Genomic DNA, 26077 nt, shown 5'->3' on the forward strand with positions numbered 1-26077 from the left:
CGGGGGCCGGCCCGGCGTCCGACGGTCCCGAGGGCCCTTCGGACGTACCGGATACACCGGACGTACCAACAGAAGAACGTGCAGGAAAGGCACACCGGCGGATGCGGTGTGCGAGAGGGCGACCGGCCCCGGAGCCCTGCCGGCTCCGGGGACACCCCCGGTACGGGTGCCTGCCGGCCCGTGCGCCCGATCGTTGAGCAGGACGGAAGAAACACCACATTCCGACGAGGAAGGCACGGCCGCCGCACGTGAGGGACACACGAGAGAGCCGGCTGCTCCTGGTGCTGCTGATCGCCATCGCGTTCGCACTGATCACGGTGGACATCCGCGGTGGCGAGGACTCCCCGGTCGACGGCGCCCGGCAGGCCGCCGCCACCGTCTTCGGCCCGATCCAGAACGGCGTCGCGACCGCCGTGGACCCCGTGGGCAACGCGATCGGGGCGGTACGGGACTCCGGGGAGCGGCACGACCGGATCAGCGAGCTGGAGCGCGAGAACGCCGAGCTGAAGGCCAAGCTCGGCAGCGACGACCGCAACCGCAGCCGGGCCCGGGAGCTGGACCGGCTGCTGCGCACGGCGGGCGCGGGCCAGTACCGCGTCAAGGCCGCCGAGGTCATCGCCATAGGGGCGGCCCAGGGCTTCTCCTGGACCGTCACCCTCGATGTCGGCTCCCGGGACGGCATCAAACGGGATATGACCGTCATCAACGGCGACGGTCTGGTCGGCCGGGTCACCACGGTCGGCCCCGGCACCTCCACGGTGCTGCTCGCCAGCGACCCCGGCTTCACGGTCGGCACCCGGATGGAGAAGACCGACGAACTCGGCTTCGCCACCGGACAGGGCGACCGCCCCCTGTCGGTACAGCTCCTCAACGGCAAGTCCAAGGTGAAGAAGGGCGACCGGCTGGTCACCTTCGGCTCGCAGGCGTCCCGGCCGTTCGTACCGGGCGTGCCCATCGGCGAGGTGGTCCGGGTGGACCCGCTCGGCGGCGATCTGACCCGGACCATCCATGTCCGCCCCTATGTCGGCTTCAGCCGGCTGGACATCGTCGGCATCGTGGTCTCGGCGCCGTCCAGTGATCCGCGGGACGCCGTACTGCCCGCCCGGCCGAAGGCCGTCCCGGTACCGACCGTCACCGTCACCGTGACGCCCCCCGGCACCCCGGGCGGGGCGCAGGCGGAGGGCGACGGGACCGCGGACCAGGGCACCGATCCGCAGCTCGCCGACCGGCAGCAGCCCGACGCCACGGCCACCGGCCCGGCCCCGGACCCCGGCGGCAGCCCCGGCCCCGGCCGGGACGCCGGAACCACCTCCGGCCGCACCGAAGACCAGCAGCAGGAGTAGGAGACCCGTATGCGCCTCAACCGACTGCTCCTGTCGTCCGCCCTCGTGGTGGTCGCGCTCGTCGTCCAGGTCTCCGTCCTCGCCCGGCTCCAGCTGCCGGGCGCCGTCCCCGATCTGCTGCTCCTCACCGTCCTCGGGCTGGCCTTCGTCTACGGCCATGTCACGGGCGCCCTGATCGGCTTCGGCGCCGGGCTGCTCGCCGATCTCGCACCGCCCGCCGACCACGCCGCCGGGCGGTATGCCCTGGTGCTCTGTGTGATCGGCTATCTCGCCGGTCTGGCCCGCCCCCAGGACGGCCGGCTGCGCTCGGCCACCGGACCGATGGTCGTGGTCGTCGCGGCGGCGGTCGGTTCGACCCTGCTGTACGCGGTCGTGGGCGCCCTCGTCGGTGATACGTCGGCCGGTCAGGTGGGCCTGGGCGGACTGCTGTTCAGCGCCGCGGTCTACGATCTGCTGCTCGCCCCCTTCACGGTGCCCTTGGTGATGGCGCTGGCCCGGCGGGCGGAGAACGATCCGGTCGCGGACGCCCAGAGCGGCGGCGGGGACGTCTCCGCCGGCTGGCTGGCCTCCGGCACCGGGCTGCGGATCGGCAGTCAGCGCGGCGGGCTGAGACTGCGCTCCGCCCGCTCGCGGGCCTCGCGCGCGGGCCGGATCAAGGGCGTCAAGCGGCTGTGACCGAGGGAGGGGTGCACACACCATGAGCAATATCCCGGAGACCGGGCGGACCCCCAGGGTCCAGATCCGGCTCGTCGTCATCCAGGTCCTGGTCTTCTCCCTGCTCCTCACCCTCGGCGGCCGGCTCTGGTACCTCCAGGTCCGCAACGGCCAGGAGTACACGGACGAGGCGAAGAACAACGGCGTCCAGCGGGTGGTCCAGCCCGCCGTGCGCGGTTCCGTCCTGGACGCCCGCGGGGTCGCCCTCGCCGACAACGAGACCCGGCTGGTGGTCTCCGCGTCCCGCACCGAGCTGATGAAGATGCCAGACGACGGCAAGGCCGTCCTCACCCGGCTGGCGGCGGTCCTCGGCATGACGCCGAAGGAGGTCATGGACAAGGTCCGGCTCTGTGACTCCAAGACCCCCAAACCGTGCTGGAACGGCTCCCCGTACCAGCCGATCCCGGTCACCGACGAGGCGACCACCCAGCAGGCGCTCCAGATCCGCGAACGCGCCGAGGACTTCGACGGCATCACCGCCGAGCCCACCGCCGTCCGCCGCTACACCGCCCCCGGCAAGGCCAACACCGCCCAGGTCCTCGGCTATCTCTCGCCCGTCACCGACGCCGAGATCGAGAAGGCCAAGGACAGCGATTCGCCCTATCTCCGCTCCGACCAGGTCGGCCGCTCCGGTATCGAACGCACCTACGACAAGGCGCTGCGCGGAAAGGCCGGGATCACCCGCTACGAGGTCGACAACCTCGGCCGGGTGATCGGCGAGGCGGCCCACGACAAGGCGCGGGCCGGATCCAATCTGGTGACGTCCATCGACGCCCGGGTGCAGGCGGTCGCCGAGTACGAACTCAACGAGGCGATGAAGACCGCCCGCAAGGAGGTCGACCGCAACACCCGCGAGAACTACAAAGCCGACGCGGGCGCGGTCGTGGTGATGGAGAACAAGACCGGCCGGGTGATCTCGATGGCCTCCCTGCCGACGTACGACCCCAATGCCTGGGTCGGCGGTATCTCGGCCAAGGACTACGCCGCCCTGACCAGCACCGACTCCAACTTCCCGCTGCTCAACCGGGCCATTCAGGGACAGGCGGCGCCGGGCTCCATCTTCAAGGTGGTGTCGTCCGCCGCCGCCGTCCGCGCCGGATACGGATTCAACGACAACTACCCCTGCCCGTCGTCGCTCTCCTTCGGCGGCCGGGAGTTCAAGAACTTCGAGTCCAAGGGGTACGGCTCCATCAGCCTGGGCCGGGCGCTGGAGGTCTCCTGCGACACCGTCTACTACGGGCTCGCCTACAACGAGTGGCGCAAGGACGGCGGCATCAAGCCGAAGAAGGACGCCAAGAACTGGTTCTACCGTACGGCCCACGATTTCGGGCTCGGCGCGGAGACCGGTATCGACCTGCCGAACGAGGTCAAGGGCCGGGTTCCGGACCGGGAGTGGAAGCAGCGCTTCTGGGAGGCCAACAAGGACTCCTGGTGCAAGACCGGCAAGAAGGGCGGGGACTACGGCGAGCAGATCGCCTTCGAGAACTGCCTCGAAGGCAACCAGATGCGCGCCGGTGACTCCGTGAACTACTCCATCGGACAGGGCGACATCCTCGTCACGCCGATACAGATGGCGACGATCTACGCGGCCATCGGCAACGGCGGCACGCTCTGGAACCCGACCGTCGGCAAGGCGATCATCAGCCCGGACGGGAAGTCGGTCGAGCTGATCAAGCCGAAGTCGCACGGCAGGCTGCCGATGGACGACAAGACCAGGAACCAGATAAACGATGCCCTCGCGGGGGTCGTGAAGACCGGCTCGGCCGCCTGGCGGTTCCAGGGCTGGCCGCACGAGAAGATCCCGATGCACGCCAAGACGGGTACCGCCGAGGTCTTCGGCAAGCAGACGACCTCCTGGTTCGCCACCTACACCGACGACTACACGATCGTGATGACGATCGCCCAGGGTGGTACGGGTTCGGGGGCCTCCGGCCCCGCGGTCCGCAATATCTACGAGGCCATGTACGGGCTGAACGAGAAGGGCGAGCAGGACCTCGAACGGGCCCTGCTGCCGAAGCCGCAGCAGACCCTGCCGAAGGTCCAGCCCGACGGCAATATCTACGCGCCCGAGATCAAACCGTATGTACCGCCGAAGCCCGAGGAAGAGCAGGGCGCGGCCGACGGCGGCACCCAGCAGGACCAGAACCGGCAGAACCAGGACCAGGACCAACAGGACCGGGACCAGCAGCTCGCGGGACCACCCGCGCGGAGGGACTGAGACCGCATGGCCGGCACCAATGGCTTCTCCGTCTCCGGCTACGGCCCGCAGCGCGGCGGGCTCCGGGCCCAGCTCAGCTCCCGCGACTCGATGGTCCGCCGCCTCGACTGGCCCCTGCTCTTCGCCGCCCTCGCGCTGAGCGGGATCGGCTCCCTGCTGGTGTGGTCCGCGACCCGCAACCGCACCGAGCTGAACCAGGGCGACCCGTACTACTTCCTCTTCCGCCATGTGCTGAACACCGGCATCGGCGTCGCCCTGATGATCGGCACCATCTGGCTGGGCCACCGCACCCTGCGCGGCGCCGTCCCGGTGCTCTACGGCATCTCGGTGGCGCTGATCCTGCTGGTGCTCACCCCGCTCGGGGCCACCATCAACGGCGCCCACGCCTGGCTGGTGATCGGCGGCGGCTTCACCGTCCAGCCGTCCGAATTCGTCAAGATCACCATCATTCTGGGGATGGCGATGCTGCTCGCGGCCCGGGTGGACGCGGGCGATATGGCCCATCCCGACCACCGTACGGTCGCCAAATCGCTGGTCCTCGCCGTCGTACCGATGCTGATCATCATGCGGATGCCCGATCTGGGCTCCGTGATGGTGATGGTGGTGATCGTCCTCGGGGTGCTGCTGGCGTCCGGGGCGCCCAACCGGTGGGTCCTCGGGCTGATCGGCGGCGGCGTCGGCGGGGCGGTCCTGGTCGCCGCACTGGGACTGCTCGACGAGTACCAGATCAACCGCTTCGCCGCCTTCGCCAATCCGGAACTGGACCCGGCAGGCGTCGGCTACAACACCAACCAGGCGCGGATCGCCATCGGCTCCGGCGGTCTGACGGGCACCGGGCTGTTCAAGGGCTCGCAGACCACCGGCCAGTTCGTGCCCGAGCAGCAGACCGACTTCGTCTTCACCGTCGCCGGGGAGGAGCTGGGCTTCGCCGGCGCCGCGCTGATCCTGGTCCTGCTGGGAGTGGTGCTCTGGCGGGCCTGCCGGATCGCCCGCGAGACCACCGAGCTGTACGGCACGATCGTGGCCGCCGGGATCATCGCCTGGTTCGCGTTCCAGTCCTTCGAGAACATCGGCATGACGCTCGGCATCATGCCGGTCGCCGGGCTGCCGCTGCCGTTCGTCTCGTACGGCGGATCGGCGATGTTCGCCGTCTGGGTGGCGATCGGACTCCTCCAGTCGATCAGGGTGCAGCGGCCGATAACGGCCTGAGCAGGCCCGTCGCCCCGGCCAAAGGACCGTATCGGCCGTTTCCGGCGCGTCCGGGGACTGCCGCGGTGAATCAACCCGAACTAGATTCGATATATGGCGGACACGAAGCGCGAAATCGAGCGGAAGTACGAAGCCACCCCCGAGACCACCCTGCCCGACCTGACCCGGGTCACCGGCGTGGCCGGCGTCGTCGACCAGGGCACCACTGAACTCGACGCGGTCTACTACGACACCTCGGACCTGCGGCTCGCCGCGGCCTCCATCACCCTGCGGCGCCGCACCGGCGGCGACGACGCGGGCTGGCACCTCAAACTCCCCGTCGCGCCCGGTGTGCGCGACGAGATCCGGGCCCCGCTCTCCGGGGCGGTCCCGCGCACCCTGAAGGCCCTGGTCCGGGCCAGGACCAGGGACAGCGCGCTGGAGCCCGTGGTCCGGCTCCGCTCGGCCCGGGACCTCCACCACCTCGTCGACGGCGACGGCGCCCTGCTGGCCGAGGTCAGCCGGGACGCGGTACATGCCGAACGCCTCGACGACGGCCGGACCGCGGCCTGGGACGAAATCGAGGTCGAACTCGCCGACGACGCTGACCCCGCACTTCTCGACAAGGTCGGCAAGAAGCTCCGCAAGGCCGGGATCCGGGGCGCGGACGCCCCCTCCAAACTGGCCCGCGCCCTCGACGAGACCGGACTGGCACCCGTGCCCGCCCCCGGCCCGCCGACCGTGCCGGGCACCGCGGGCAATGAAGTACTCGCCTATCTGGAAGCCCAGGTCAGGGCCCTGCTCTCGTACGATCCCGGCGTGCGGCGCAATCTGCCCGACGCCGTCCACCAGATGCGGGTCGCGACCCGCAGGCTGCGCAGCGCCTTCCGCTCCTACTCGGCGGTCCTGGACCGGACCGTCACCGACCCGCTCGGCGAGGAGCTGAAGTGGCTCGCGGGCGAGCTGGGCGCGGCCCGGGACACCGAGGTGCTCGCCGAACGGCTGCGGGGCCGGCTCGACGCCCTCCCCAGGACCCTGCTGCTGGGCCCGGTCCGCGGCCGGCTGCGGATCTGGACCGGCGCCCGGGGCTCCGGCTCCCGCCGCCGGGCCGTCACCGCCCTCGACAGCCGCCGGTACATCGCCCTGCTCACCGCCCTCGAAGGGTTCCTCGCCGCCCCACCGCTGCGGAAACGGGCCGCGGGCAGCCCGGAGCAGGTGCTGCCCCGGGCGCTGCGCAAGGACTACGGACGGCTGGCCGACCGGATCGAACACGCCCTGTCGCTGCCCGCGGGCCCCGATCGCGATCTGGCCATGCACGACGCCCGCAAGGCCGCCAAACGCGCCCGGTACGCGGGCGAGGTCGCCGCCCCCGCCCTCGGTGGGCCCGCCCGGCGCTTCGCCAAACGGATGAAGGCGGTCCAGACCGTCCTCGGCGACCACCAGGACAGCGTCGTCGCCCGGGACACCCTGAAACTGCTGGCCGCCCAGGCCCATGCCGCCGGGGAATCCGCCTTCACCTGGGGGCTTCTCTACGGACAGGAGCAGCGGTCCGCCGCCGACCGGGAGCGGGAGCTGCCCGAGGTGTGGGCACGGGCCGCCCCGGAGCGGCTGCGGGAGACGGTCGGGAGCTGAGGGGCTCGCCCGATCGGGGTAGGCTGGATGGTCATCCCTGCCAGCTCACGAAAGCCCTGAGATCTCTGAGATGTCTGCTGCCGAGTCGGTCTTCCCACAGCTCGAAGCTCTGCTCCCGCATGTGCAGAAGCCGATCCAGTACGTCGGCGGTGAGCTGAACTCCACCGTCAAGCCGTGGGAGTCGTGCGACGTCCGCTGGGCGCTGATGTACCCGGACGCGTACGAGGTCGGGCTGCCCAACCAGGGCGTCATGATCCTCTACGAGGTGCTGAACGAGCGCGAGGGTGTGCTCGCCGAGCGGACGTACAGCGTCTGGCCCGATCTGGAGGCGCTGATGCGGGAGCACGGGGTGCCGCAGTTCACCGTCGACTCCCACCGGCCCGTCGGCGCCTTCGACGTGTTCGGCCTCAGCTTCTCCACCGAACTCGGCTATACGAACATGCTGGCCGCCCTCGACCTCGCGGGCATTCCGCTGGAGGCCAAGGACCGCAGGATCGACGACCCGATCGTGCTCGCGGGCGGCCACGCGGCCTTCAACCCCGAGCCGATCGCCGACTTCATCGACTGCGCCGTCATCGGCGACGGCGAGCAGGCCGTCCTCGATATCACCGATATCGTCCGGGCCTGGAAGGCCGAGGGTCGCCCCGGCGGACGCGAGGAGGTGCTGTTCCGTCTGGCGAAGACCGGCGGGGTGTACGTTCCCGGCTTCTACGACGTCGAGTACCTCCCCGACGGACGCATCGGCCGGATCGTGCCCACCCGCTCCGGAGTCCCGTGGCGGGTCTCCAAGCACACGGTCATGGACCTCGACGAATGGCCGTACCCCAAGCAGCCCCTCGTCCCGCTCGCGGAGACCGTCCACGAGCGGATGTCCGTGGAGATCTTCCGCGGCTGCACCCGCGGCTGCCGCTTCTGCCAGGCCGGCATGATCACGCGTCCCGTCCGGGAGCGAAGCATCACCGGCATCGGCGAGATGGTCGACAAGGGCCTGAAGGCGACCGGCTTCGAAGAGGTCGGCCTGCTCTCCCTCTCCAGCGCCGACCACTCCGAGATCGGCGACGTCGCCAAGGGACTCGCCGACCGGTACGAGGCGGACAAGATCGGCCTGTCCCTCCCCTCGACCCGGGTCGACGCCTTCAACGTCGACCTCGCCAACGAGCTGACCCGCAACGGCCGCCGCTCCGGCCTCACCTTCGCCCCCGAAGGCGGCTCGGAGCGCATGCGCAAGGTCATCAACAAGATGGTCTCCGAAGAGGACCTGATCCGCACGGTCGCCACCGCCTACGGAAACGGCTGGCGGCAGGTCAAGCTCTACTTCATGTGCGGTCTGCCGACCGAGACCGACGACGACGTCCTCCAGATCGGCGATATGGCGGTCAACGTCATCGCCAAGGGCCGCGAGGTGTCCGGCTCCAACGACATCCGCTGCACGGTTTCCATCGGCGGCTTCGTGCCCAAACCGCACACCCCCTTCCAGTGGGCCCCGCAGCTCTCCGCCGAGGCCACCGACGCCCGGCTGGAGAAGCTCCGCGACAAGATCCGCGGCGACAAGAAGTACGGCCGCTCCATCGGCTTCCGCTACCACGACGGCAAGCCCGGCATCGTCGAGGGCCTGCTCTCCCGCGGCGACCGCCGCGTCGGCGCCGTCATCCGCGCCGTCTACGAGGACGGCGGCCGCTTCGACGGCTGGCGCGAGCATTTCTCGTACGACCGCTGGATGGCCTGCGCCGACAAGACCCTCCCCGAGACCGGCGTGGACGTCGACTGGTACACCACCCGGGAGCGCGGCTACGAGGAGGTGCTCCCCTGGGACCACCTCGACTCCGGGCTCGACAAGGACTGGCTCTGGGAGGACTGGCAGGACGCCCTCGACGAGACCGAGGTCGAGGACTGCCGCTGGACGCCGTGCTTCGACTGCGGGGTCTGCCCCCAGATGGGCACCGAGATCCAGATCGGCCCCACCGGCAAGAAGCTCCTCCCGCTGACCGTGGTCAAGTAGCCCCGGGTACGGTCCGCGGGCCCGCCGTCACGGCGGTTCCCGCGGGCCGCGGACGGAACCTTGGGAACCGGTGGTGGTCCCTGCGCGTACTCTGGGTAGGAGAACGACTGTCACCGACAGCGGCGGCCGGATCCGAGCCTCCCTGCGCACAGCAGGTGCGAGCCGGGTCCCGGCCCCCACGGGACACCCAGCATTCCGAGGGCGGCGCCACCCGCGACCGCCCCGCACCGAGGAGAAGAACCACTGGGCAAGCGACAGCCCGAAGGCCCGCCGCCCGCACCCGCGGTACAGCGCATGCGACTGCGCTACACCAAACGCGGCCGCCTCCGGTTCACCAGCCACCGAGACTTCCAGCGGGCGTTCGAGCGCGCGCTGCGCCGGGCCGAAGTGCCCATGGCGTACTCGGCGGGCTTCACCCCGCACCCCAAGGTCTCGTACGCCAATGCCGCCCCCACCGGCACCGGCAGCGAGGCCGAGTATCTGGAGATCGCCCTCACCCAGCACCGCGACCCCGCGGTACTGCGCGCACTGCTCGACGATTCGCTGCCCGACGGGCTCGACATCGTCGACGCGGTGGAGGCCCGCACCCCGGGACTCGCCGACCGGCTCACCGCTTCCGTATGGGAGCTGCGCCTCGACGGGGTCTCCGCAGAAGCGGCCGGATCCGCCGTCGCCGCCTTCCTCGCCGCCGAAACGGTCGAGGTCGAGCGGCGTACCAAGAACGGTCTGCGCACCTTCGACGCCCGTGGCGCGGTAGCCGCCCTCGAAGCCCTTCCTCCACAGGCCGATGCGCCGTCGGCCGGGCCCTGTGCGATACTGCGGCTGGTAGTACGGCACGTGACGCCTGCCGTACGACCCGACGACGTCCTGTCCGGTCTCCGCGCTGTGGCCGACCTGGCGCCGCCGGTCCCCGCAGCGGTGACCAGGCTGGCGCAGGGGCTCTTCGACGAGGAGTCCGGCACGGTGACCGACCCGCTCGCAGTCGACCGCGAGGCGGTACCGGCCTAGCCACGGCCGCCTGCCCGCCTCCCCTCGACGAACGCGAGGACGTCCCCGCCCGGGGACACCGGTCCGGTCCCGCCGCGACCGGATCGTCGTCGCAGCGCGGCCCTCGTACGCGGAAGCCACCTGGGTCGGGCCGCGAAAGACCACCAGACTTTCGCCAGGCCGTACGTAGATCGCGTACGGAACCGGCGAGCCAGACAGAAGCTCCCGTGCGGCGGCCCCGCCCCGGACGGCATCACCGCGCCTCGCGCGGATCAAGGCCGGACCGTGAGCGCGTCCGCCCGGGAGCGTGACGGGAGAACCGCCCGCATGCACGAGCCGAACGAACCCGGTACCACCGGGACCACCCCTGAATCGAACAGCCCCAGCGACACGCTGCCGCCGCGCCGCCGCCGCGCCGCTTCCCGCCCCGCGGGACCGCCAGCCGCGAGCGCCGCCGAAGGCTCCGCCGACACCGCCGCCGCGCCGGTCGCGGAGGAGGCGCCTGCGCCGCGTGCGCGTCGCCGTGCCACTCGTAAGGCGACGGCTGCCGAGCCGGTCGAGGCCGCCCCGGTTGCTGCTGAGCCGGTTGCCGAGGAGGCGCCCGCGCCGCGTGCCCGCCGCCGTGCCACCCGCAAGGCCACCGCGCCCGAGCCGGTCGAGACCGCCCCGGTCGCCGCCGAGCCGGTTGCGGAGGAGGCCGCCGAGGAGGCGCCCGCGCCGCGTGCCCGCCGCCGCGCCACCCGCAAGGCGACGGCTGCCGAGCCGGTTGAGGCCGCCCCGGTTGCTGTTGAGCCGGTTGTGGAGGAGGCGCCTGCGCCGCGTGCGCGTCGCCGTGCCACTCGCAAGGCCACCGCGCCCGAGCCGGTCGAGGCCGCCCCGGTTGCCGAGGAAGCCGCCGAGGAGGCGCCTGCGCCGCGTGCGCGTCGCCGTGCCACTCGCAAGGCCACCGCGCCCGAGCCGGTTGAGACCGCCCCGGTCGCCGCCGAGCCGGTTGCGGAGGAGGCCGCCGAGGAGGCGCCTGCGCCGCGTGCCCGCCGCCGTGCCACCCGCAAGGCCACCGCGCCCGAGCCGGCCGCCGCGGTCGAGCCCGAGGCCGAGGCCGGCGGCGAGACGCTGCCCAGCGACACCGTCGCGGAGATCACCGCCCACGAGGACCAGATCGCCGCCGCCGAGACCGCCGCAGGCCGTGGCCGTGGCCGCCGCCGTGTCGTGGCGCCGCAGTTCACTGCCGAGCAGGCCCGGAGCGACGAGCCGGCCGCCCGCCGCGCCGCCCGCCCCGCCGTCGCCGTCTTCCAGGCACCCGTCTTCTCCGAGCCGATGTTCCAGACCCCGGAGACGGCGGCCGCCGCTGCCGCCGTGGTGTACGAGGAGCCGCTCACCGACGAGGCGGAGCACCTCGAAGAGGAGGAGCCCGACGAGACCGGGGCCGCGGAGGTGACCGCCGAGACGGCGGAAGCCGTGGCCGAGGCCGCCCCCGAGCCCGCCGGCCGCCGTCGCCGCCGTCGCCGTGGCGAGGCCCCCGAGCAGCCCGCCGCACCCTCCTCCGCCGAGGCCGAAGCCGAGGAGACCGAGGCCGACGCCGAGGCGGACGAACACGACGAGTACGAGGACCGGCCCTCGCGCCGCCGCCGCAGGGGCGGCCGCCGCCGTCGCCGTGGCGAGGCCCCCGAGCAGTCCGACGACACCGGGGCCGACGAGACCGCCCCGGCGGCCGAGTCCGCCGAGTCCTCCGAAGAGACAGAGGACCACGAAGACCACGAGAGCAACGAGGACGCCGAGCGGGACGAGGAGGCCGGTCCCGGTTCCGCCGGGAGCCGTCGCCGTCGCCGCCGTCGCCGTCGCAGCGGTGAGCCGGCCGTCGACGAGGAGCCGGGCGCCGGCGATCCGGAGCGTACGGTCGTCAAGGTCCGCGAGCCCCGGGCCCGTACCCGCGAAGAGGCCTCCGACGAGGTCCAGTCCATCAAGGGCTCCACGCGTCTGGAGGCGAAGAAGCAGCGCCGCCGCGAGGGCCGGGAGCAGGGCCGCCGCCGGGTCCCGATCATCACCGAGGCCGAGTTCCTCGCCCGCCGTGAGGCCGTCGAGCGCGTCATGGTCGTCCGCCAGAGCGGCGAGCGCACCCAGATCGGCGTTCTGGAGGACAACGTCCTCGTCGAGCATTACGTCAACAAGGAGCAGTCGACGTCGTACGTCGGCAATGTCTACCTGGGCAAGGTGCAGAACGTCCTGCCGTCGATGGAGGCCGCGTTCGTCGACATCGGCAAGGGCCGCAACGCCGTGCTGTACGCGGGCGAGGTCAACTTCGAGGCGCTCGGCATGGCCAACGGCCCCCGCCGCATCGAGGCCGCGCTGAAGTCCGGCCAGTCCGTGCTGGTCCAGGTCACCAAGGACCCGATCGGCCACAAGGGCGCCCGGCTCACCAGCCAGGTCTCCCTGCCCGGCCGCTATCTGGTGTACGTGCCCGAGGGTTCGATGACCGGGATCAGCCGCAAGCTGCCCGACACCGAGCGGGCCCGGCTGAAGACCATCCTCAAGAAGATCGTCCCCGAGGACGCGGGCGTCATCGTGCGCACCGCGGCCGAAGGCGCGAGCGAGGACGAGCTGCGCCGCGATGTCGAGCGGCTCCAGTCGCAGTGGGAGGACATCAAGAAGAAGGCGAAGAGCGGCAACGCGCCCACGCTGCTCTACGGCGAGCCGGATATGACGGTCCGGGTCGTCCGCGACATCTTCAACGAGGACTTCTCCAAGGTCATCGTCAGCGGTGACGAGGCCTGGCAGACCGTCCACGGCTATGTCGCGCACGTCGCGCCCGATCTGGTCGACCGGCTTCAGCGCTGGACCAGCGAGGTCGACGTCTTCGCCACGTACCGCATCGATGAGCAGCTGATGAAGGCGCTGGACCGCAAGGTCTGGCTGCCCAGCGGTGGCTCGCTGGTGATCGACAAGACCGAAGCCATGATCGTGATCGACGTCAACACCGGTAAGTTCACCGGTCAGGGCGGCAATCTCGAAGAGACCGTCACCAGGAACAACCTGGAGGCGGCCGAGGAAATCGTGCGCCAGCTCCGGTTGCGCGACCTCGGTGGCATCGTCGTCGTCGACTTCATCGACATGGTGCTGGAGTCCAACCGCGATCTGGTGATGCGGCGGCTGCTGGAGTGCCTGGGCCGGGACCGGACCAAGCACCAGGTCGCCGAGGTGACCTCGCTGGGCCTGGTCCAGATGACCCGTAAGCGGGTCGGCCAGGGGCTGCTGGAGTCCTTCTCCGAGACCTGTGTCCACTGCAACGGCCGTGGTGTGATCGTGCACATGGACCAGGCCGCGTCCGCCGGTGGCGGTGGCGGGGGCAAGCGGTCCAAGAAGCGCGGACGCGGTGGCGACGCCGCGGCGCACGACCACGCCGCCGAAGCCCCCCACGAGCACGAGCACGAGACGGCCGAGGACGTGGCCGCCGAGGTCGCCGAGCCGGTCGCGCTCGCCGAGCCCGCATTCGTACCCGACGAGGAGCTGTACAACAGCGCCGCCGAGGCCGAGGCCGCCGCTCAGCGTGGCCGGGGCCGCCGCCGGGCCACCCGCAGGGCGTCCGCGCCCGGTGGTGCCCCGAAGGCCGCGCAGCGTGAGACCGCGCAGCCGGAGGCCGTACCGCAGGAGGCCGTGACGGAGCCCGTCGTGGCGGAGACCGTCGAGGAGCCGCAGCAGACCGCGGCGCCCGAACCGGCCGAGACCGCCCCGGCCGGCCGGGGCCGCCGCCGGGCGACCCGCAAGGCATCCGCCCCGGCCGGTTCGCCGAAGGCGGCCGAGGCCCCCGAGGCCGAGGTCGTCGTCGTGGCGAAGGCCCCCGAGGCCCCGGTCCAGGACGGACCGGCCGCCCCGGCGGAGCCCGAGCCGGACGCCGCGCCGCCGCGGGCGCGCCGCCGGGTGGTCCGCAAGGTCACCGCTCCGGCCGGTGCCCCGGCGGGCGCGGGTGCGGACGAGTCCGGCGCGGTCGTCGTCATCGGCACCTCCGCCGAGGCCTCGGAGGCCCCCGCGGCCACCGGGGATGCCGCGGAGACCGCCCCGGCCAAGAAGGCGGCCCGCAAGACCGCCAAGAAGGCCACCGCGAAGAAGGCCGCCACCAAGAAGACGGCGGCCAAGAAGACCGCGGCCAAGAAGACGACCGCGAAGAAGGCGGCCGTCAAGAAGACCGCGGCGGCCGCGAAGTCGGCCCCCGCGACGGTGACGGCGGTCACCGAGGGCTGACCGTGACGCACCCAGGAGCCGAACGGTTCCCGGCCTTTCGGTGAATCGCAGTGTTCCGTCCCACAGCCGTGGGGCGGAACACTGCGATTGTCTCCGAATTGATGCCGGGGAGGCCTGAACGTCCCCGAAAAGGGGTCCGAAATCCCTGATAATGTGACGGCGGTCGCTGCCGGGTGAGGATCCAGTCCCGGACACTACGGTGGGTGACCGGCCCGGTCCGGCTAGCAGGACCCGGTCCAGATCCTCGGTAGGGCGTCGGCTAGCGCCGGATGGGGTGTGCGCGGCCGCACAGATGACGTCCGCTCATTCTCCAGACCTCCTGCCACAGACAGCTCTTGGTGTTCTAGGAGGACGTCCATGACGAGCAGCAGCAACAGGCAGCCCATCCCCGCTGCCCGCCCGGTCATCGGTGACGAGGAGATCGAGGCCGCGGTCCGCGTACTGCGCAGCGGCCGGGTCGTACAGGGGCCCGAGGTCGCCGCCTTCGAGGAGGGCTTCTCCGAGCTGGTCGACGGCCGCCACTGCGTCGCCGTGAACTCCGGCACCTCCGCCCTGCACCTGCTGCTGATGGCCCTCAACATCGGGCCCGGCGACGAGGTGATCGTCCCCTCCTTCTCCTTCGCCGCGACCGCCAACGTGGTCCGTCTCGTCGGTGCCGACGCCGTCTTCGCGGACATAGACCCCGAGACGTACTGTCTCGACCCGGCCGCCGTCGAGGCCGCGATCACCCCGCGCACCGCCGCGATCATGCCGGTCCACCTCTACGGCCACCCGGCCGCCATGGACCGCATCACGGCGATCGCCGACAAGCACAAGCTGGCCGTCGTCGAGGACGCCTGCCAGGCCCACGCCGCCGCCCTCAACGGCACGCCCGTCGGCGCCTTCGGCGCGGGCGGCACCTTCAGCTTCTACCCGACGAAGAACATGCACTCCCTCGAAGGCGGCATGGTCTCCACCGGGGACGCGGAGATCGCCCGTACCCTGCGCCTGCTGCGCAACCAGGGCATGGAGCAGCGGTACGCCAACGAGATCGTCGGCTGCAATATGCGGCTCACCGACGTGGCCGCCGCCGTCGGCCGGGTCCAGCTCGCGAAGCTGCCGGGCTGGACCGAGCAGCGCATCGCCAACGCCGCGTACCTCAGCGAGCACATCAGCGCGCCGGGCATCACCACGCCGGTCGTCGCCGAGGGTGCCCGCCACATCTACCACCAGTACACGATCCGGGTGGCCGGTGGTGCCGAAGCCCGGGACGCCGCGATGGCAAAGCTCACCGAGGCCGGGATCGGCAACGCCGTCTACTACCCGACCCCGATCCACCGGCTGCGGCCGTTCTGGGAGCCGGACCAGAAGGCCGGCCGCAACTGGGACCTGCCGGTGACCGAGCAGGCCGCCGCCGAGGTCGTCTCCCTGCCGGTGCACCCGTCGCTGTCCCGTGACGACCTCGACCGCATCGTCGCCGCCGTGAACGAGCTTGGAGAGAACCTGTGACCACCCAGGGTGCCGCCGGCCTGCGGGCCGGTCTGATCGGCCTCGGTTCGATGGGCCGCCACCACGCCCGAGTCCTCGCCGGTCTGGAGGGCGTCGACTTCGTCGGCGTCGTCGACCCGATGGGTGACAAGAACGGCTGGGCGCAGGGCGCCCCCGTGCTGGCCGAGGTCGACCAGCTCATCGAGCTGGGCGTCGACTACGCGGTCGTCGCCTGCCCCACCGCCCTCCACGAAGAGGTCGGTCTGAAGCTGGCCGGCGCCGGTGTCGGGGCGCTCATCGAGAAGCCCGTCGCCGACAGCGTCGAGGGCGCGCGCAAGCTGGTCGAGGCCTTCGAGTCCCGTGGACTCGTCGCGGGCGTCGGCCACATCGAGCGTTGCAACCCCGCGCTCCGCTCCCTGCGCCAGCGGCTGGAGGCCGGTGAGCTGGGCGACGTCTACCAGGTCGTCACCCGCCGCCAGGGCCCCTTCCCGCACCGGATCGCCGATGTCGGCGTGGTCAAGGACCTGGCCACCCACGATATCGACCTCACCGGCTGGGTCACCGGCCAGCGGTACACATCGATCGCTGCGCGCACCGTCTCCAAGTCGGGCCGTCCGCACGAGGACATGGTCTCCGCCGTGGGCCAGCTCTCCGACGGCACGATGGTCAATCACCTGGTGAACTGGCTCTCCCCGATGAAGGAGCGCTTCACCTCCGTCACGGGTGAGCGCGGCTGCTTCATCGCCGACACCCTCACCGCCGACCTCACCTTCTACTCGAACGCCGCCCTGGCCACCGAGTGGGAGGCGCTCCAGGCGTTCCGCGGTGTCGCCGAGGGCGACATGATCCGGTACGCGATCGCCAAGCGCGAGCCGCTGCTCGTCGAGCACGAGCTGTTCCGCGATGCTGTTCTCGGAAAGTCCGACGATATCTGCACACTGCGGGAGGGAACGCGTACGGTCGAGGTAGCCGCGGCCGTCCTCGAATCAGCCGCGTCCGGTGTCACGGTCGCCCTCGGAGAGACGGGCGGACCGGCGTTCCCCGGCAACGGCTGACCTGGTCGACCAGCCGTCCGCAGCGACCCGACCATCGCTGACCACCGGCTCCCGGCCGTTTCACCGGCGGCCGGGAGGCCGACCCCATGGCTCCCACGGAGGAAGTACGTCATGCAAGCCCCTGCCCGGCGACCGCGGCTCGCGGTCATCGTCGCCAACGGAATCACCGGCGACTCGCGGGTTCAGAAGACCGCCATCGCCGCGGCCCGCGACGGGTGGGACGTCACGCTGATCGGCAGGAGCGACACCAAGCGAGTCCAGCGCACCAGGATGGGCTCCGTCGACGTCATCCGGATCCCCGTCGGCACCGACTTCCTCCGTGCGGTCAAGGCGCGCAAGAACCACGCGGTACGGGCGGCCGCCACCCAGTTCCGGATCCACGACCCGTCGGCGCTCAAGCTCTACACGGCGACCTACCACGACTGGGCCCGGCAGCGGTCGGCCGAGACGAGCTGGGTCGGCTCGTCCCGGCGCACCTCCCTCAAGGTGCTGCTGCGGGCCCGCCGGACGGTGCACCGGCTGCGGGTCAAGGCATTCCGCTGGGAGCAGCGCCGCAGCCACCCCAAGGACGCCGGGCCGGTCGGCGACTGGCGGCTGGACTGGCCCCAGATCGTCGATCTCGACCTGGCTTTCGGCCCGGTCATCGAGAAGCTCAAGCCGGACGTCATCCACGCCAATGACGCCACCATGATCGTCACGGCGGGCCGGAGCGCGGCCCGCCTCAGGGCCCAGGGCCACACCTGCGCCTGGCTGTACGACGCCCATGAGTACATCAAGGGCGTCGAGTGGCCCAACCCGCACCAGAAGTACGCGCTGCCCGCGGTGGAGGCCGAGTTCATCGGCCGCGCCGACGCGGTGGTCACGGTCTCCACGCAGATGGCCGAGCTGCTGCGCAAGGACCACAAGCTCCCCGAGCTGCCGCTGGTCGTCGGCAACTCCCCGGTCCGTGAGGTCATCGGCAGCGGTACCTCCCGTACCTCGGTGCGCGAGGCATGCGGTCTCGCCGCCGATGTGCCGCTGATGGTGTACTCCGGGTGGATCGGCCCGGAGCGCGGTGTCGACGCGGTGATCGACGGACTGCCCGAGCTGCCCGGCTACCACCTCGCCCTGGTCGTCGGCCGGGTCACCCCGCTGCTGGAGGGGCTGCTCCAGCGGGCCCAGAGCCTCGGCGTACGCGACCGTATCCATCTGGTGCCGTACGTCCCCCAGCACGAGGTGGCCAACTACCTCGCCTCCGCGGACCTCGGCCTCACCCCGTTCCGCAAGGTGCCCAATACCGAGGTCTCGCTGCCGACCAAGGTCTCCGAGTACCTTCAGGCCGGGCTGCCGCTGGTCACCAGCGATGTGAAGGTCGTCAAGGCGTACGTCGAGGAGCACCGCATCGGCGAGGTCTTCACCTGGAAGGACCCGAAGACCTTCGCGGGCGCCGCCCGCCGCGCCATGGAGAACCGCAAGGCGCTCGCGGAGCGCATCACCGAGGACATCCTCACGGACCTGTCCTGGGAGGCGCAGAGCGGCAAGCTCCTCAAGCTCTACCGCGAGCTCTCCGGCAGGACCCCGTCCGCGCCGGTCTCCGAGACCTCGTGGACCGCGCAGGAGGGCCCCGCGGCCGTCGCCGCACCGGCGCCCTCGTCCGGCGAGTCCGCGCCCACCTGGCGCAAGCTCCGCGGCACCAGGATCAAGCTCGGTCTCGGCCCCGCGAACTACGCGGGCCAAGGCGCCGCGTACGCCCAGGCGATCACCCGGGTGAGCCCCGACGTGTCCGCCGAAGTCGTGATGAACAAGCTGCCGCAGTCCTTCGACTACCCGGCGGACGTCTACGTCGACGCCACCAGACTCCCGGAGCTGCCGGTCCAGACCGAGCAGGTCCAGCGGATCATCGGCCGCTACACCCATCTGCTGGTCGACGCCTTCATGCCGGTCTTCGGCCACCTCAACGGCGTCAATATCGCCGGTGACCTCGCCGCGCTCCGCCAGGCCAAGATCAAGGTGGCGCTGCTGGCGCACGGCAGCGAGATCCGCCACCCCGGCAAGCACATGGAGCGGCACGAGTACTCGCTGTTCCACGACGCCCCCGACGGCATCGCCAAGAAGCTCCAGGTCAAGGCCGAGACCAACCGGCGGATCGCGGACGAGAGCGGGCTGCCGCTCTATGTCACCACCCCCGACCTCCTCGACGATCTGCCGACCGCCACCTGGGCGCCGCTCGTCGTCGACGTGGCGGCCTGGGCGACCGACCGCCCGCTGATGGAGCGCAAGCGGCCCGTGGTGATGCACGCGCCCTCCAAGCGCTGGACCAAGGGCACCGACCGGATCATGCCGGTACTCACCGAACTCCATGACGAGGGCCTGATCGACTTCCGCCTCGCCGAGGGCATCCCCTGGGCCGAGATGCGCGCCCTGGTGCAGAGCTGCGACCTGGTGCTCGACCAGTTCACCACCGGCAGCTACGGCACCTTCGCCGTCGAGGCGATGGCCGCGGGCCGCCCCGTGGTCGGGTACATCAGCGACGAGGTGAAGGCCGTCACGGACGGCGCCCTGCCCATCGTCAACGCCACCCCCCGCGATCTGCGCAAGGTCATCGAGTCCCTGGTCGAGGACCGCGATTCCACGGTCCGGATCGGTGCCGAGTCGGCGGAGTTCGCACGTACGTACCACGACGGAACCTGGACAGCTCAGGTTCTGAGCAACTTCCTCAAGTGAACGGGCCAGAAAGGCTGTCCATGGAAACGCAGAATGCCGGCGCGGGCCGAACCACCCGGGGACGCGTCGTCATGCTGGTCGACAACAAGGTCGAAGGGGACTCCCGGGTCCAGAAGGCTGCCGAGTCCGCTGCCGCGGCCGGGTGGGACGTGGTCCTGCTCGGGCTGGTCCGCTCCGGCAACGGGCGCACCTGGAAGCTGGGCGACGCCGAGGTGCGGCTGCTCCCGCTGAAGACCCCCCTCGCCAAGCGTCACGCCGAACGGCACCGCTCTCCGCTCCGCCGCCCGCTGGCCTACCCGCCCGGCCCGATGTCCGCTTACCGCCGTCAGTGGGCCAAGGCGTGGCGCGCCGACGTCGCCACCCGGCGGGCCGCCCTGCGGGTCGCCCCCCAGGCCGTCGGCACCCCCCTGTTCCGCAAGGCGGAGAAGGTCCGGCTCACGGTGGCCGGCCCGGTCTCCAAGGCCGTCCAGAAGTGGGTCGGGTTCCGGTCCCGCCAGACCAGCCAGGCACAGAAGGCCGGCCGCGCCCTGCGCGGCCCCCTCGACCGTGCCTTCACCGCCTCCTGGAAGAGCCTCAAGGGCCCCCGCGCCTGGCGCCGTCTGGAGCCGGTGCTCTGGGACTACGAGCTGACGTACGGCAAGGAGATCGACGCCCTCAAGCCCGATCTGATCCACGCCAACGACTTCCGGATGCTGGGCGTCGGCGCCCGGGCCGCCATCCGCGCCCGCGCTGCCGGCCGTACCTGCAAGCTCGTCTGGGACGCCCACGAGTACCTCCCCGGCGTCCGCCCCTGGGAGGACAACGCCCACTGGATCCCGGGCAACACCTCCCACGAGAGCGAGTACGCCCCCTTCGCGGACGCCGTGGTCACCGTCTCCGACGGCCTCGGCGACCTGCTGAAGGAGCGCCACGGCCTCAAGGAGCAGCCCACCGTCGTCCTCAACGCGCCCGACCGGCCCGCCGGGGCCGACGAGCTGGCGGAGGAGATCTCCAAGGACGGCAAGCCCGTACCCGACCTGCGTGAGCTGTGCGGTATCGGCCCCGACGTCCCGCTGGTCGTCTACAGCGGCTCCCCGGGCCCCCAGCGCGGCCTCGGCGACATGGTGGAGGCGCTGCCGCAGCTCGACGGCGTCCACATGGCCTTCGTGGTCCCGGCGCCCGCCGCCGGATACATCCAGGGCCTGCTCCGCCGCGCCCAGGAGCTGGGCGCCGGCGACCGGCTGCACGCCGTACCGTACGTCCCGCACTGGCAGGTCGTACCGTTCCTGTCTGCGGCGAACGTCGGCTGCATACCGATCCACCACTGGCCGAACCACGAGATCGCGCTGATCACGAAGTTCTTCGAGTACTCGCATGCGCGGTTGCCGCTGGTCGTCAGCGATGTGAAGACCATGTCGGAGGTCACCCGCTCCACCGGCCAGGGCGAGGTCTGCCGGGCCGAGGACATCACCGACCTGGTCCGGGCCATCAAGGCGGTGCTCGCCGACCCGGAGAAGTACCGGGCCGCCTACGACACCCCGGGGCTGCTGGACAACTGGACCTGGGAGGCACAGGCCGAGGTCCTCGACGGGCTCTACACCAAGCTGGTGCCCGGCACGGGACGTACGCCCGGGAGCGGTTCATGACGGCCGCTCCCGACGTCACCGTCGTCATCGCCGTCTACAACACCATGCCCTACCTGGTCGAGTGCCTGGAGTCGCTGACCGCCCAGAGCATCGGCCGCAAGAAGCTGGAGATCGTCGCGGTCGACGACGGTTCGACGGACGGCAGCGGCGAGGAACTCGACCGGTGGGCGGCCCGCTACCCGGGGACCATCAAGGTCGTCCACCAGGAGAACTCGGGCGGCCCCGCCGCCCCCAGCAACCGGGCGCTCGACCTGGCAACCGGCCGCTATGTGTTCTTCATAGGCTCCGACGACCATCTGGGGAAGGAGGCGCTGAAACGACTCGTCGACTGCGCCGACACCCACACCTCGGACGTTGTGGTGGGCAAGATGGTCGGCACCAACGGGCGCTACGTCCACCAGGCGCTCTACCGCAGTAACGATCCGGACGTCAGCCTCTACGATTCGGCCCTCCCGTTCACCCTCGCCAACACCAAGCTGTTCCGGCGGGAGCTGATCGAGCGCCACAAGCTGCGCTTCCCGGAGGACCTGCCGGTCGGCAGCGACCAGCCGTTCACCATCGAGGCGTGCGTCCGCGCCCGGAAGATCTCCGTCGTCGCCGACTACACCTGCTACTACGCGGTCAAGCGCGGCGACGCGGGCAACATCACCTACCGCGCCGACCACCTCGCCCGGCTGCACTGCACCGAGCGGATCATGCGGCACACCGCCGGGCTGATCGAGGCCGGACCCCGCCGGGACGCGGTGCTGAAGCGCCACTTCACCTGGGAGCTGACCAAGCTGGTCCAGGGACCCGACTTCGCGGCCCTCGACAGCGCCGTCCAGTACCGGCTCTGCAACGGGATCGCCCAGCTCGCCGACGAGTACCTGACCGAACCGCTCAACGAGTCGCTCGGGGTTCAGGCACGGGTACGGATCGCACTGGCCCGCCGCGGTGACGTACGGCTGCTGAAGCAGGCGAACGAGGCCGAGGCCCCCGGTGCCGCGGTCCCCTTCGTCCTGGAGGGCGAGCGCACCTACGCCCGCTACCCCGGTTTCCGGGACGCACTCGCCGGGCTGGACGACGAACTGTTCCGGCTGAACGACGAAGCCGTGCCCAAGCGGATCGCCGACGGCACCCGGCTGGCCGCCGCCGGCTGGGAGCAGAACGGCGACGACATGGCCGTCTCCCTGGCGGTCCGGGTGCCCGTCACCGGCACCCCGGAGTCGCTGGCCGCGGTCGCGCTGCGACTGGTCCCCAAGGCGTTCTCCAAGGCGAGCGACAAGACCGGCGCCCGCCGGATGCCCGAAGCCGACACGGTGCCCCCGACCGACGCCCTGATCACCCGGGAGCCGGACGAGGACGGCACCGGCACCGTGCTGCGCGTGACCTTCCCGCTGCCGGCCACCCGCGTCCGTACCCACCCCAGGGTCTTCCTGACCCTCGGCGGCATCCGGCACGAGGTCGCCGTGGCGGTCGGCGAGACCCCGCTGCCGCTGGCCCGCCGGTGGCGTGAGAAGGTCCCGTACCGTGTGTCGGCGAATGCCACCCCCAACGGCCGACTGATGATCACTACGGCGCCCCTCTGGGGCCCCGAGGTGAGCGTGAGCGGACGAGTGCGACAAGTCATGTCCCGTGTGAAGAGGAAAATGTCCCGATGAAGATCTGTGTAGTCGCGCTCGGCAAGATCGGTCTGCCGCTCGCGGTTCAGTTCGCCGCCAAGGGCCATCAGGTCGTCGGCGCCGATGTGAACGAGAAGGTCGTCGAGCTGGTCAACGCCGGCACGGAGCCCTTCCCCGGTGAGTACGACCTCGACCGGCTGCTGAAGGAGACGGTCGGCGCCGGACTGCTGCGCGCCACCACCGACACCGCCGCCGCGGTCGCCGAGTCCGACGCCGTCGTCGTGGTCGTCCCGCTGTTCGTGGACGCCGACGGGGTGCCGGACTTCGGCTGGATGGACTCCGCCACCCGGGCCATCGCCGCCGGTCTCAAGCCGGGCACCCTCGTCTCGTACGAGACCACCCTGCCGGTCGGCACCACCCGCACCCGCTGGGCGCCGATGCTGGAGGAGGGCTCCGGCCTGACCGCCGGCACCGACTTCCACCTGGTCTTCTCGCCGGAGCGGGTGCTCACCGGCCGGGTCTTCGCCGATCTGCGCCGCTACCCGAAGCTGGTCGGCGGCATCGACGAGGCGTCGGCCGCCGCCGGTGTGGAGTTCTACGAGCAGGTCCTCGACTTCGACGAGCGCGACGACCTGCCGCGGCCCAACGGCGTCTGGGACCTGGGCACCGCCGAGGCGTCCGAGCTGGCGAAGCTGGCCGAGACCACCTACCGCGACGTCAACATCGGCCTGGCGAACCAGTTCGCCCGCTTCGCCGACAAGAACGGCATCGACGTCAAAAAGGTCATCGAAGCCTGCAACTCCCAGCCGTACAGCCATATCCACCAGCCCGGTATCGCCGTCGGCGGCCACTGCATCCCGATCTATCCGCGGATGTACCTGTGGAACGACCCCGAGGCGACGGTGGTCCGATCGGCCCGCGAGGCCAACGCGGCCATGCCCGACTACTCCGTCGACCTGCTGGCCGCCGCCTACGGCGACCTGAAGGACGTCGATGTGCTGGTCCTGGGCGCCGCCTACCGCGGTGGCGTCAAGGAGACGGCGTTCTCCGGCGTCTACGGCGTGGTGGCGGCCCTGAAGGCCCGGGGCGCCAACCCGTATGTCTCGGACCCGATGTACACGGCCGAGGAGCTGGTGGCGCACGGGCTGCCCGCGCACGGCGGCGAGAAGGTGACGGCCGCGATCCTCCAGGCCGACCACGCCGAGTACCGCGAGCTGGCCGCCGCCGACCTGCCGGACGTCACCGTCCTGGTCGACGGCCGGCGCACCACCGACCCGGAGCGCTGGGCGGGCGTCCGGCGCGTGGTGATCGGCGGCTGAGCCCCGGTCCCGCAGACGGAGCGGAAGGCCCCCGTACGGCAGTCGAGCTGCCGTACGGGGGCCTTTCCCGTACGCCCTGTGCCTCACCTCACCGCACCGCCGAGCCGGGCCCGGTCCCGGGCGAGCCTCCGCCACCGGTCAGCCGTCCGGTCAGATTGGCGGTGGCCCGGCGGATCCGGGCCCTGGTGGCCGGGGAGAGCCGGAGCCGGGTGTTGGTGTACCGGTCGTCGTCGACCAGGGCGAGGGGCCAGTGGAAGGTACCGGCCATGAAGACCGTCCCGCCGCCGGACTGCTCGGTGACCGCCGTGTTCTGGGTGCGCGGTGCCGAGCCCGGCCGGGAGTCGGTGTAGCGGGAGGCCGCGAGCAGCACCCGGCGGGCCCCCGGGGGCTCCGGGGCGTTCCCGTTGTAGGCGTCGGCCTCCACACCGATCATGTCGGGCAGCCGTTCGCCGTTCTTCACTCCGGTGCCGTGCCAGAGCCAGTGGTCCGCCGACTGCACGACCAGCGGGGCGGGCTTTTTGACGATGCCGTTGAACTGGATGCCGAGCAGCCGCTGTTCGGCGAGGGCGCCGTCGGCCCGGATCTCGCGCCAGCGGACGGTGGCGCCCGCGGTGCCGGGGCTGGGGTCGTCCGGCGTCTTGTAGCAGGCCATGATCCGGTTGGGCCGGCCTTTCGCGGACTGCTCCAGCCGTATGTGGAAGTAGACGTTGTTGGCGCCGAGGAAGGCGAGGTTGCGGCCCGAGGCGACGGCGCGGGCCGCGGCGTCGTACATCGGTTTCGACCAGTACTCGTCGTGCCCGGGGAAGAAGACCGCGGGGTACCGGGCCGGGTCGACGGTGCCGTCGTGCAGGTCGATGCTGCTCGCATAGGTGATGTTGTGGCCGTTCTCCTCGGCCCAGCGGGCGAAGGAGCTGTCCATATTGAACCAGGACGGGGTGCCCGAGCCCGAGTAGGGCCGGTCGAAGGAGACCTCGACGGCGCGGTGCTCGAAGCCGCCCGCGCCGCCGCCCGGGCGGTAGCCGCCGTAGAGGTTCTTGCCGCTCTTCCGGTCCTTGGGCCACATGTTGTACGCCTGGTACGTGGTGAACGGGATCACGCAGAGCAGGGCTGAGGCGCGCTGCGGTTCGCGGACCACGAAGGGCGTGGAGCTGCGATGGCCCTCGTCGGAGGTGAACACGGCCTGGTAGAGGCCCGAACGCCAGTCGTCCGGGATCCGTACGCTCCAGGAGACCGGCCAGGCGCAGGCGACGGTTCCGGTTCCGGGATCGGGTGCCGGTACGGTCCGGCGGCGCCCGGGCAGCGGCGGGCTGGTGGTCATCAGCCGGGCGCCCCGGCCTCCGTAGTGGCCGATCCGGTAGACCGCGACGCGGTACGTCCGGGCGCGGGCGACGGATATATGGAAGTCGACCACCTCGCCGTGCCCGGCCGAGGTGGTGGCGGCGTAGCCCATGATGTCGCCGGTCCGGTCGTCGGAGGCCCGGCGGACGGTGGCGTCGGGGAGCCAGCCGCGGGAGCCCGGCAGCCGGTTCTCCTCGGCGATGCTCCGCAGCGGCGTCCCGTTCGCCGCGATGGGCTCCGCGGGCATCACGGGAACCGCCGGGGCCGTCCGGGCGGTCTTGGGGAGGGGGGTCTCGCGCAGGGTGTAGGCGACGGCCCCGGTACCGGCGCCGCCGGCGGCGGCACCGATTCCGAGCAGGGACAGCACAACGCGGCGCGGTGGTCTTGACATGGCTTCCTCCCGGTGCTTTGCGGGAGGTAAGAGGGGAGGCTCCGGGAAAGGGTTGCGCCCTTTCCGGCGCCTATATCAAGGCATGGCTGGATTCATGTCCTATCGGTGTTCGGCGAACAATGATGCGGAATGCACGAATCTGGGGTGGATGCAACGGCGAGGGGCGGGGGGGGGGGGCGGGGGGCGCCGCCCCCCCCCCGCCCGCGCGGGGGGGGGGGGGGGGCGGCGGGGGGGGGGGCGGCCGCGGGGGGGGGGGGGTGG

Annotated in this window: 15 protein-coding genes; 14 read left to right on the forward strand and 1 reads right to left on the reverse strand. The window is 71.5% G+C overall.

Annotation, left to right across the window (positions count from 1 at the left end; all coding sequences use genetic code 11):
• Positions 1 to 248: 248 nt before the first annotated feature.
• From mreC to ACIQ9E_RS20305, 14 genes are all read left to right on the forward strand, one after another.
• Positions 249 to 1343, forward strand: coding sequence for a rod shape-determining protein MreC (mreC, locus tag ACIQ9E_RS20240; RefSeq protein ID WP_403708885.1), 1095 nt, complete (start codon positions 249 to 251; stop codon positions 1341 to 1343).
• A gap of 9 nt (positions 1344 to 1352) precedes the next feature.
• On the forward strand, positions 1353 to 2018 hold the full coding sequence (gene mreD / locus ACIQ9E_RS20245; RefSeq protein ID WP_403708887.1) for a rod shape-determining protein MreD: 666 nt from the start codon (positions 1353 to 1355) through the stop codon (positions 2016 to 2018).
• A 22-nt stretch (positions 2019 to 2040) separates the two neighbouring features.
• The gene (gene mrdA, locus ACIQ9E_RS20250) at positions 2041 to 4275 is read left to right on the forward strand and encodes a penicillin-binding protein 2 (protein ID WP_403708889.1); all 2235 of its coding nucleotides are present in this window, start codon (positions 2041 to 2043) and stop codon (positions 4273 to 4275) included.
• A 6-nt stretch (positions 4276 to 4281) separates the two neighbouring features.
• Complete coding sequence (gene rodA / locus ACIQ9E_RS20255; protein WP_403708891.1) at positions 4282 to 5484, forward strand: rod shape-determining protein RodA; 1203 nt, start codon at positions 4282 to 4284, stop codon at positions 5482 to 5484.
• Positions 5485 to 5577: 93 nt separating this feature from the next.
• Positions 5578 to 7095, forward strand: coding sequence for a CHAD domain-containing protein (locus tag ACIQ9E_RS20260; RefSeq protein WP_403708893.1), 1518 nt, complete (start codon positions 5578 to 5580; stop codon positions 7093 to 7095).
• Between the two features lie 70 nt (positions 7096 to 7165).
• On the forward strand, positions 7166 to 9094 hold the full coding sequence (locus ACIQ9E_RS20265; RefSeq protein WP_403708895.1) for a TIGR03960 family B12-binding radical SAM protein: 1929 nt from the start codon (positions 7166 to 7168) through the stop codon (positions 9092 to 9094).
• Between the two features lie 294 nt (positions 9095 to 9388).
• Entirely contained in the window at positions 9389 to 10102 is a 714-nt protein-coding gene (locus ACIQ9E_RS20270; RefSeq protein WP_403708897.1) for a TIGR03936 family radical SAM-associated protein, read from the forward strand.
• 306 nt (positions 10103 to 10408) lie between these two features.
• Positions 10409 to 14317, forward strand: coding sequence for an Rne/Rng family ribonuclease (locus ACIQ9E_RS20275; protein ID WP_403708899.1), 3909 nt, complete (start codon positions 10409 to 10411; stop codon positions 14315 to 14317).
• A gap of 357 nt (positions 14318 to 14674) precedes the next feature.
• Positions 14675 to 15805 (forward strand): DegT/DnrJ/EryC1/StrS aminotransferase family protein, encoded by a 1131-nt coding sequence (locus ACIQ9E_RS20280; RefSeq protein WP_006349328.1) that lies wholly within the window; start codon positions 14675 to 14677, stop codon positions 15803 to 15805.
• A complete protein-coding gene (locus tag ACIQ9E_RS20285; protein ID WP_403708902.1) occupies positions 15802 to 16839 on the forward strand; it encodes a Gfo/Idh/MocA family protein in 1038 nt (345 codons plus the stop codon). Before ACIQ9E_RS20280 ends, ACIQ9E_RS20285 begins: the two co-directional genes overlap by 4 nt.
• A gap of 111 nt (positions 16840 to 16950) precedes the next feature.
• Positions 16951 to 19542 carry a glycosyltransferase gene (locus ACIQ9E_RS20290; RefSeq protein ID WP_403708904.1) on the forward strand — a complete coding sequence of 864 codons (2592 nt, stop codon included), beginning with the start codon at positions 16951 to 16953 and terminating at the stop codon, positions 19540 to 19542.
• Positions 19543 to 19562: 20 nt separating this feature from the next.
• Complete coding sequence (locus ACIQ9E_RS20295; RefSeq protein ID WP_403708906.1) at positions 19563 to 21167, forward strand: glycosyltransferase family 4 protein; 1605 nt, start codon at positions 19563 to 19565, stop codon at positions 21165 to 21167.
• The gene (locus tag ACIQ9E_RS20300) at positions 21164 to 22807 is read left to right on the forward strand and encodes a glycosyltransferase family 2 protein (protein ID WP_403708908.1); all 1644 of its coding nucleotides are present in this window, start codon (positions 21164 to 21166) and stop codon (positions 22805 to 22807) included. The genes ACIQ9E_RS20295 and ACIQ9E_RS20300 overlap by 4 nt, the downstream gene beginning before the upstream one ends.
• Positions 22804 to 24087, forward strand: a complete 1284-nt coding sequence (locus tag ACIQ9E_RS20305) for a nucleotide sugar dehydrogenase (RefSeq protein ID WP_403708910.1) — start codon at positions 22804 to 22806, stop codon at positions 24085 to 24087. The genes ACIQ9E_RS20300 and ACIQ9E_RS20305 overlap by 4 nt, the downstream gene beginning before the upstream one ends.
• A gap of 88 nt (positions 24088 to 24175) precedes the next feature.
• Here the strand turns inward: ACIQ9E_RS20305 and ACIQ9E_RS20310 are convergent, their stop codons facing one another.
• Positions 24176 to 25816, reverse strand: coding sequence for a N,N-dimethylformamidase beta subunit family domain-containing protein (locus tag ACIQ9E_RS20310; RefSeq protein ID WP_403708912.1), 1641 nt, complete (start codon positions 25814 to 25816; stop codon positions 24176 to 24178).
• Positions 25817 to 26077 lie beyond the last annotated feature (261 nt).

The organism is Streptomyces sp. NPDC094448, assembly GCF_044763775.1.
GTDB lineage: Bacteria > Actinomycetota > Actinomycetes > Streptomycetales > Streptomycetaceae > Streptomyces.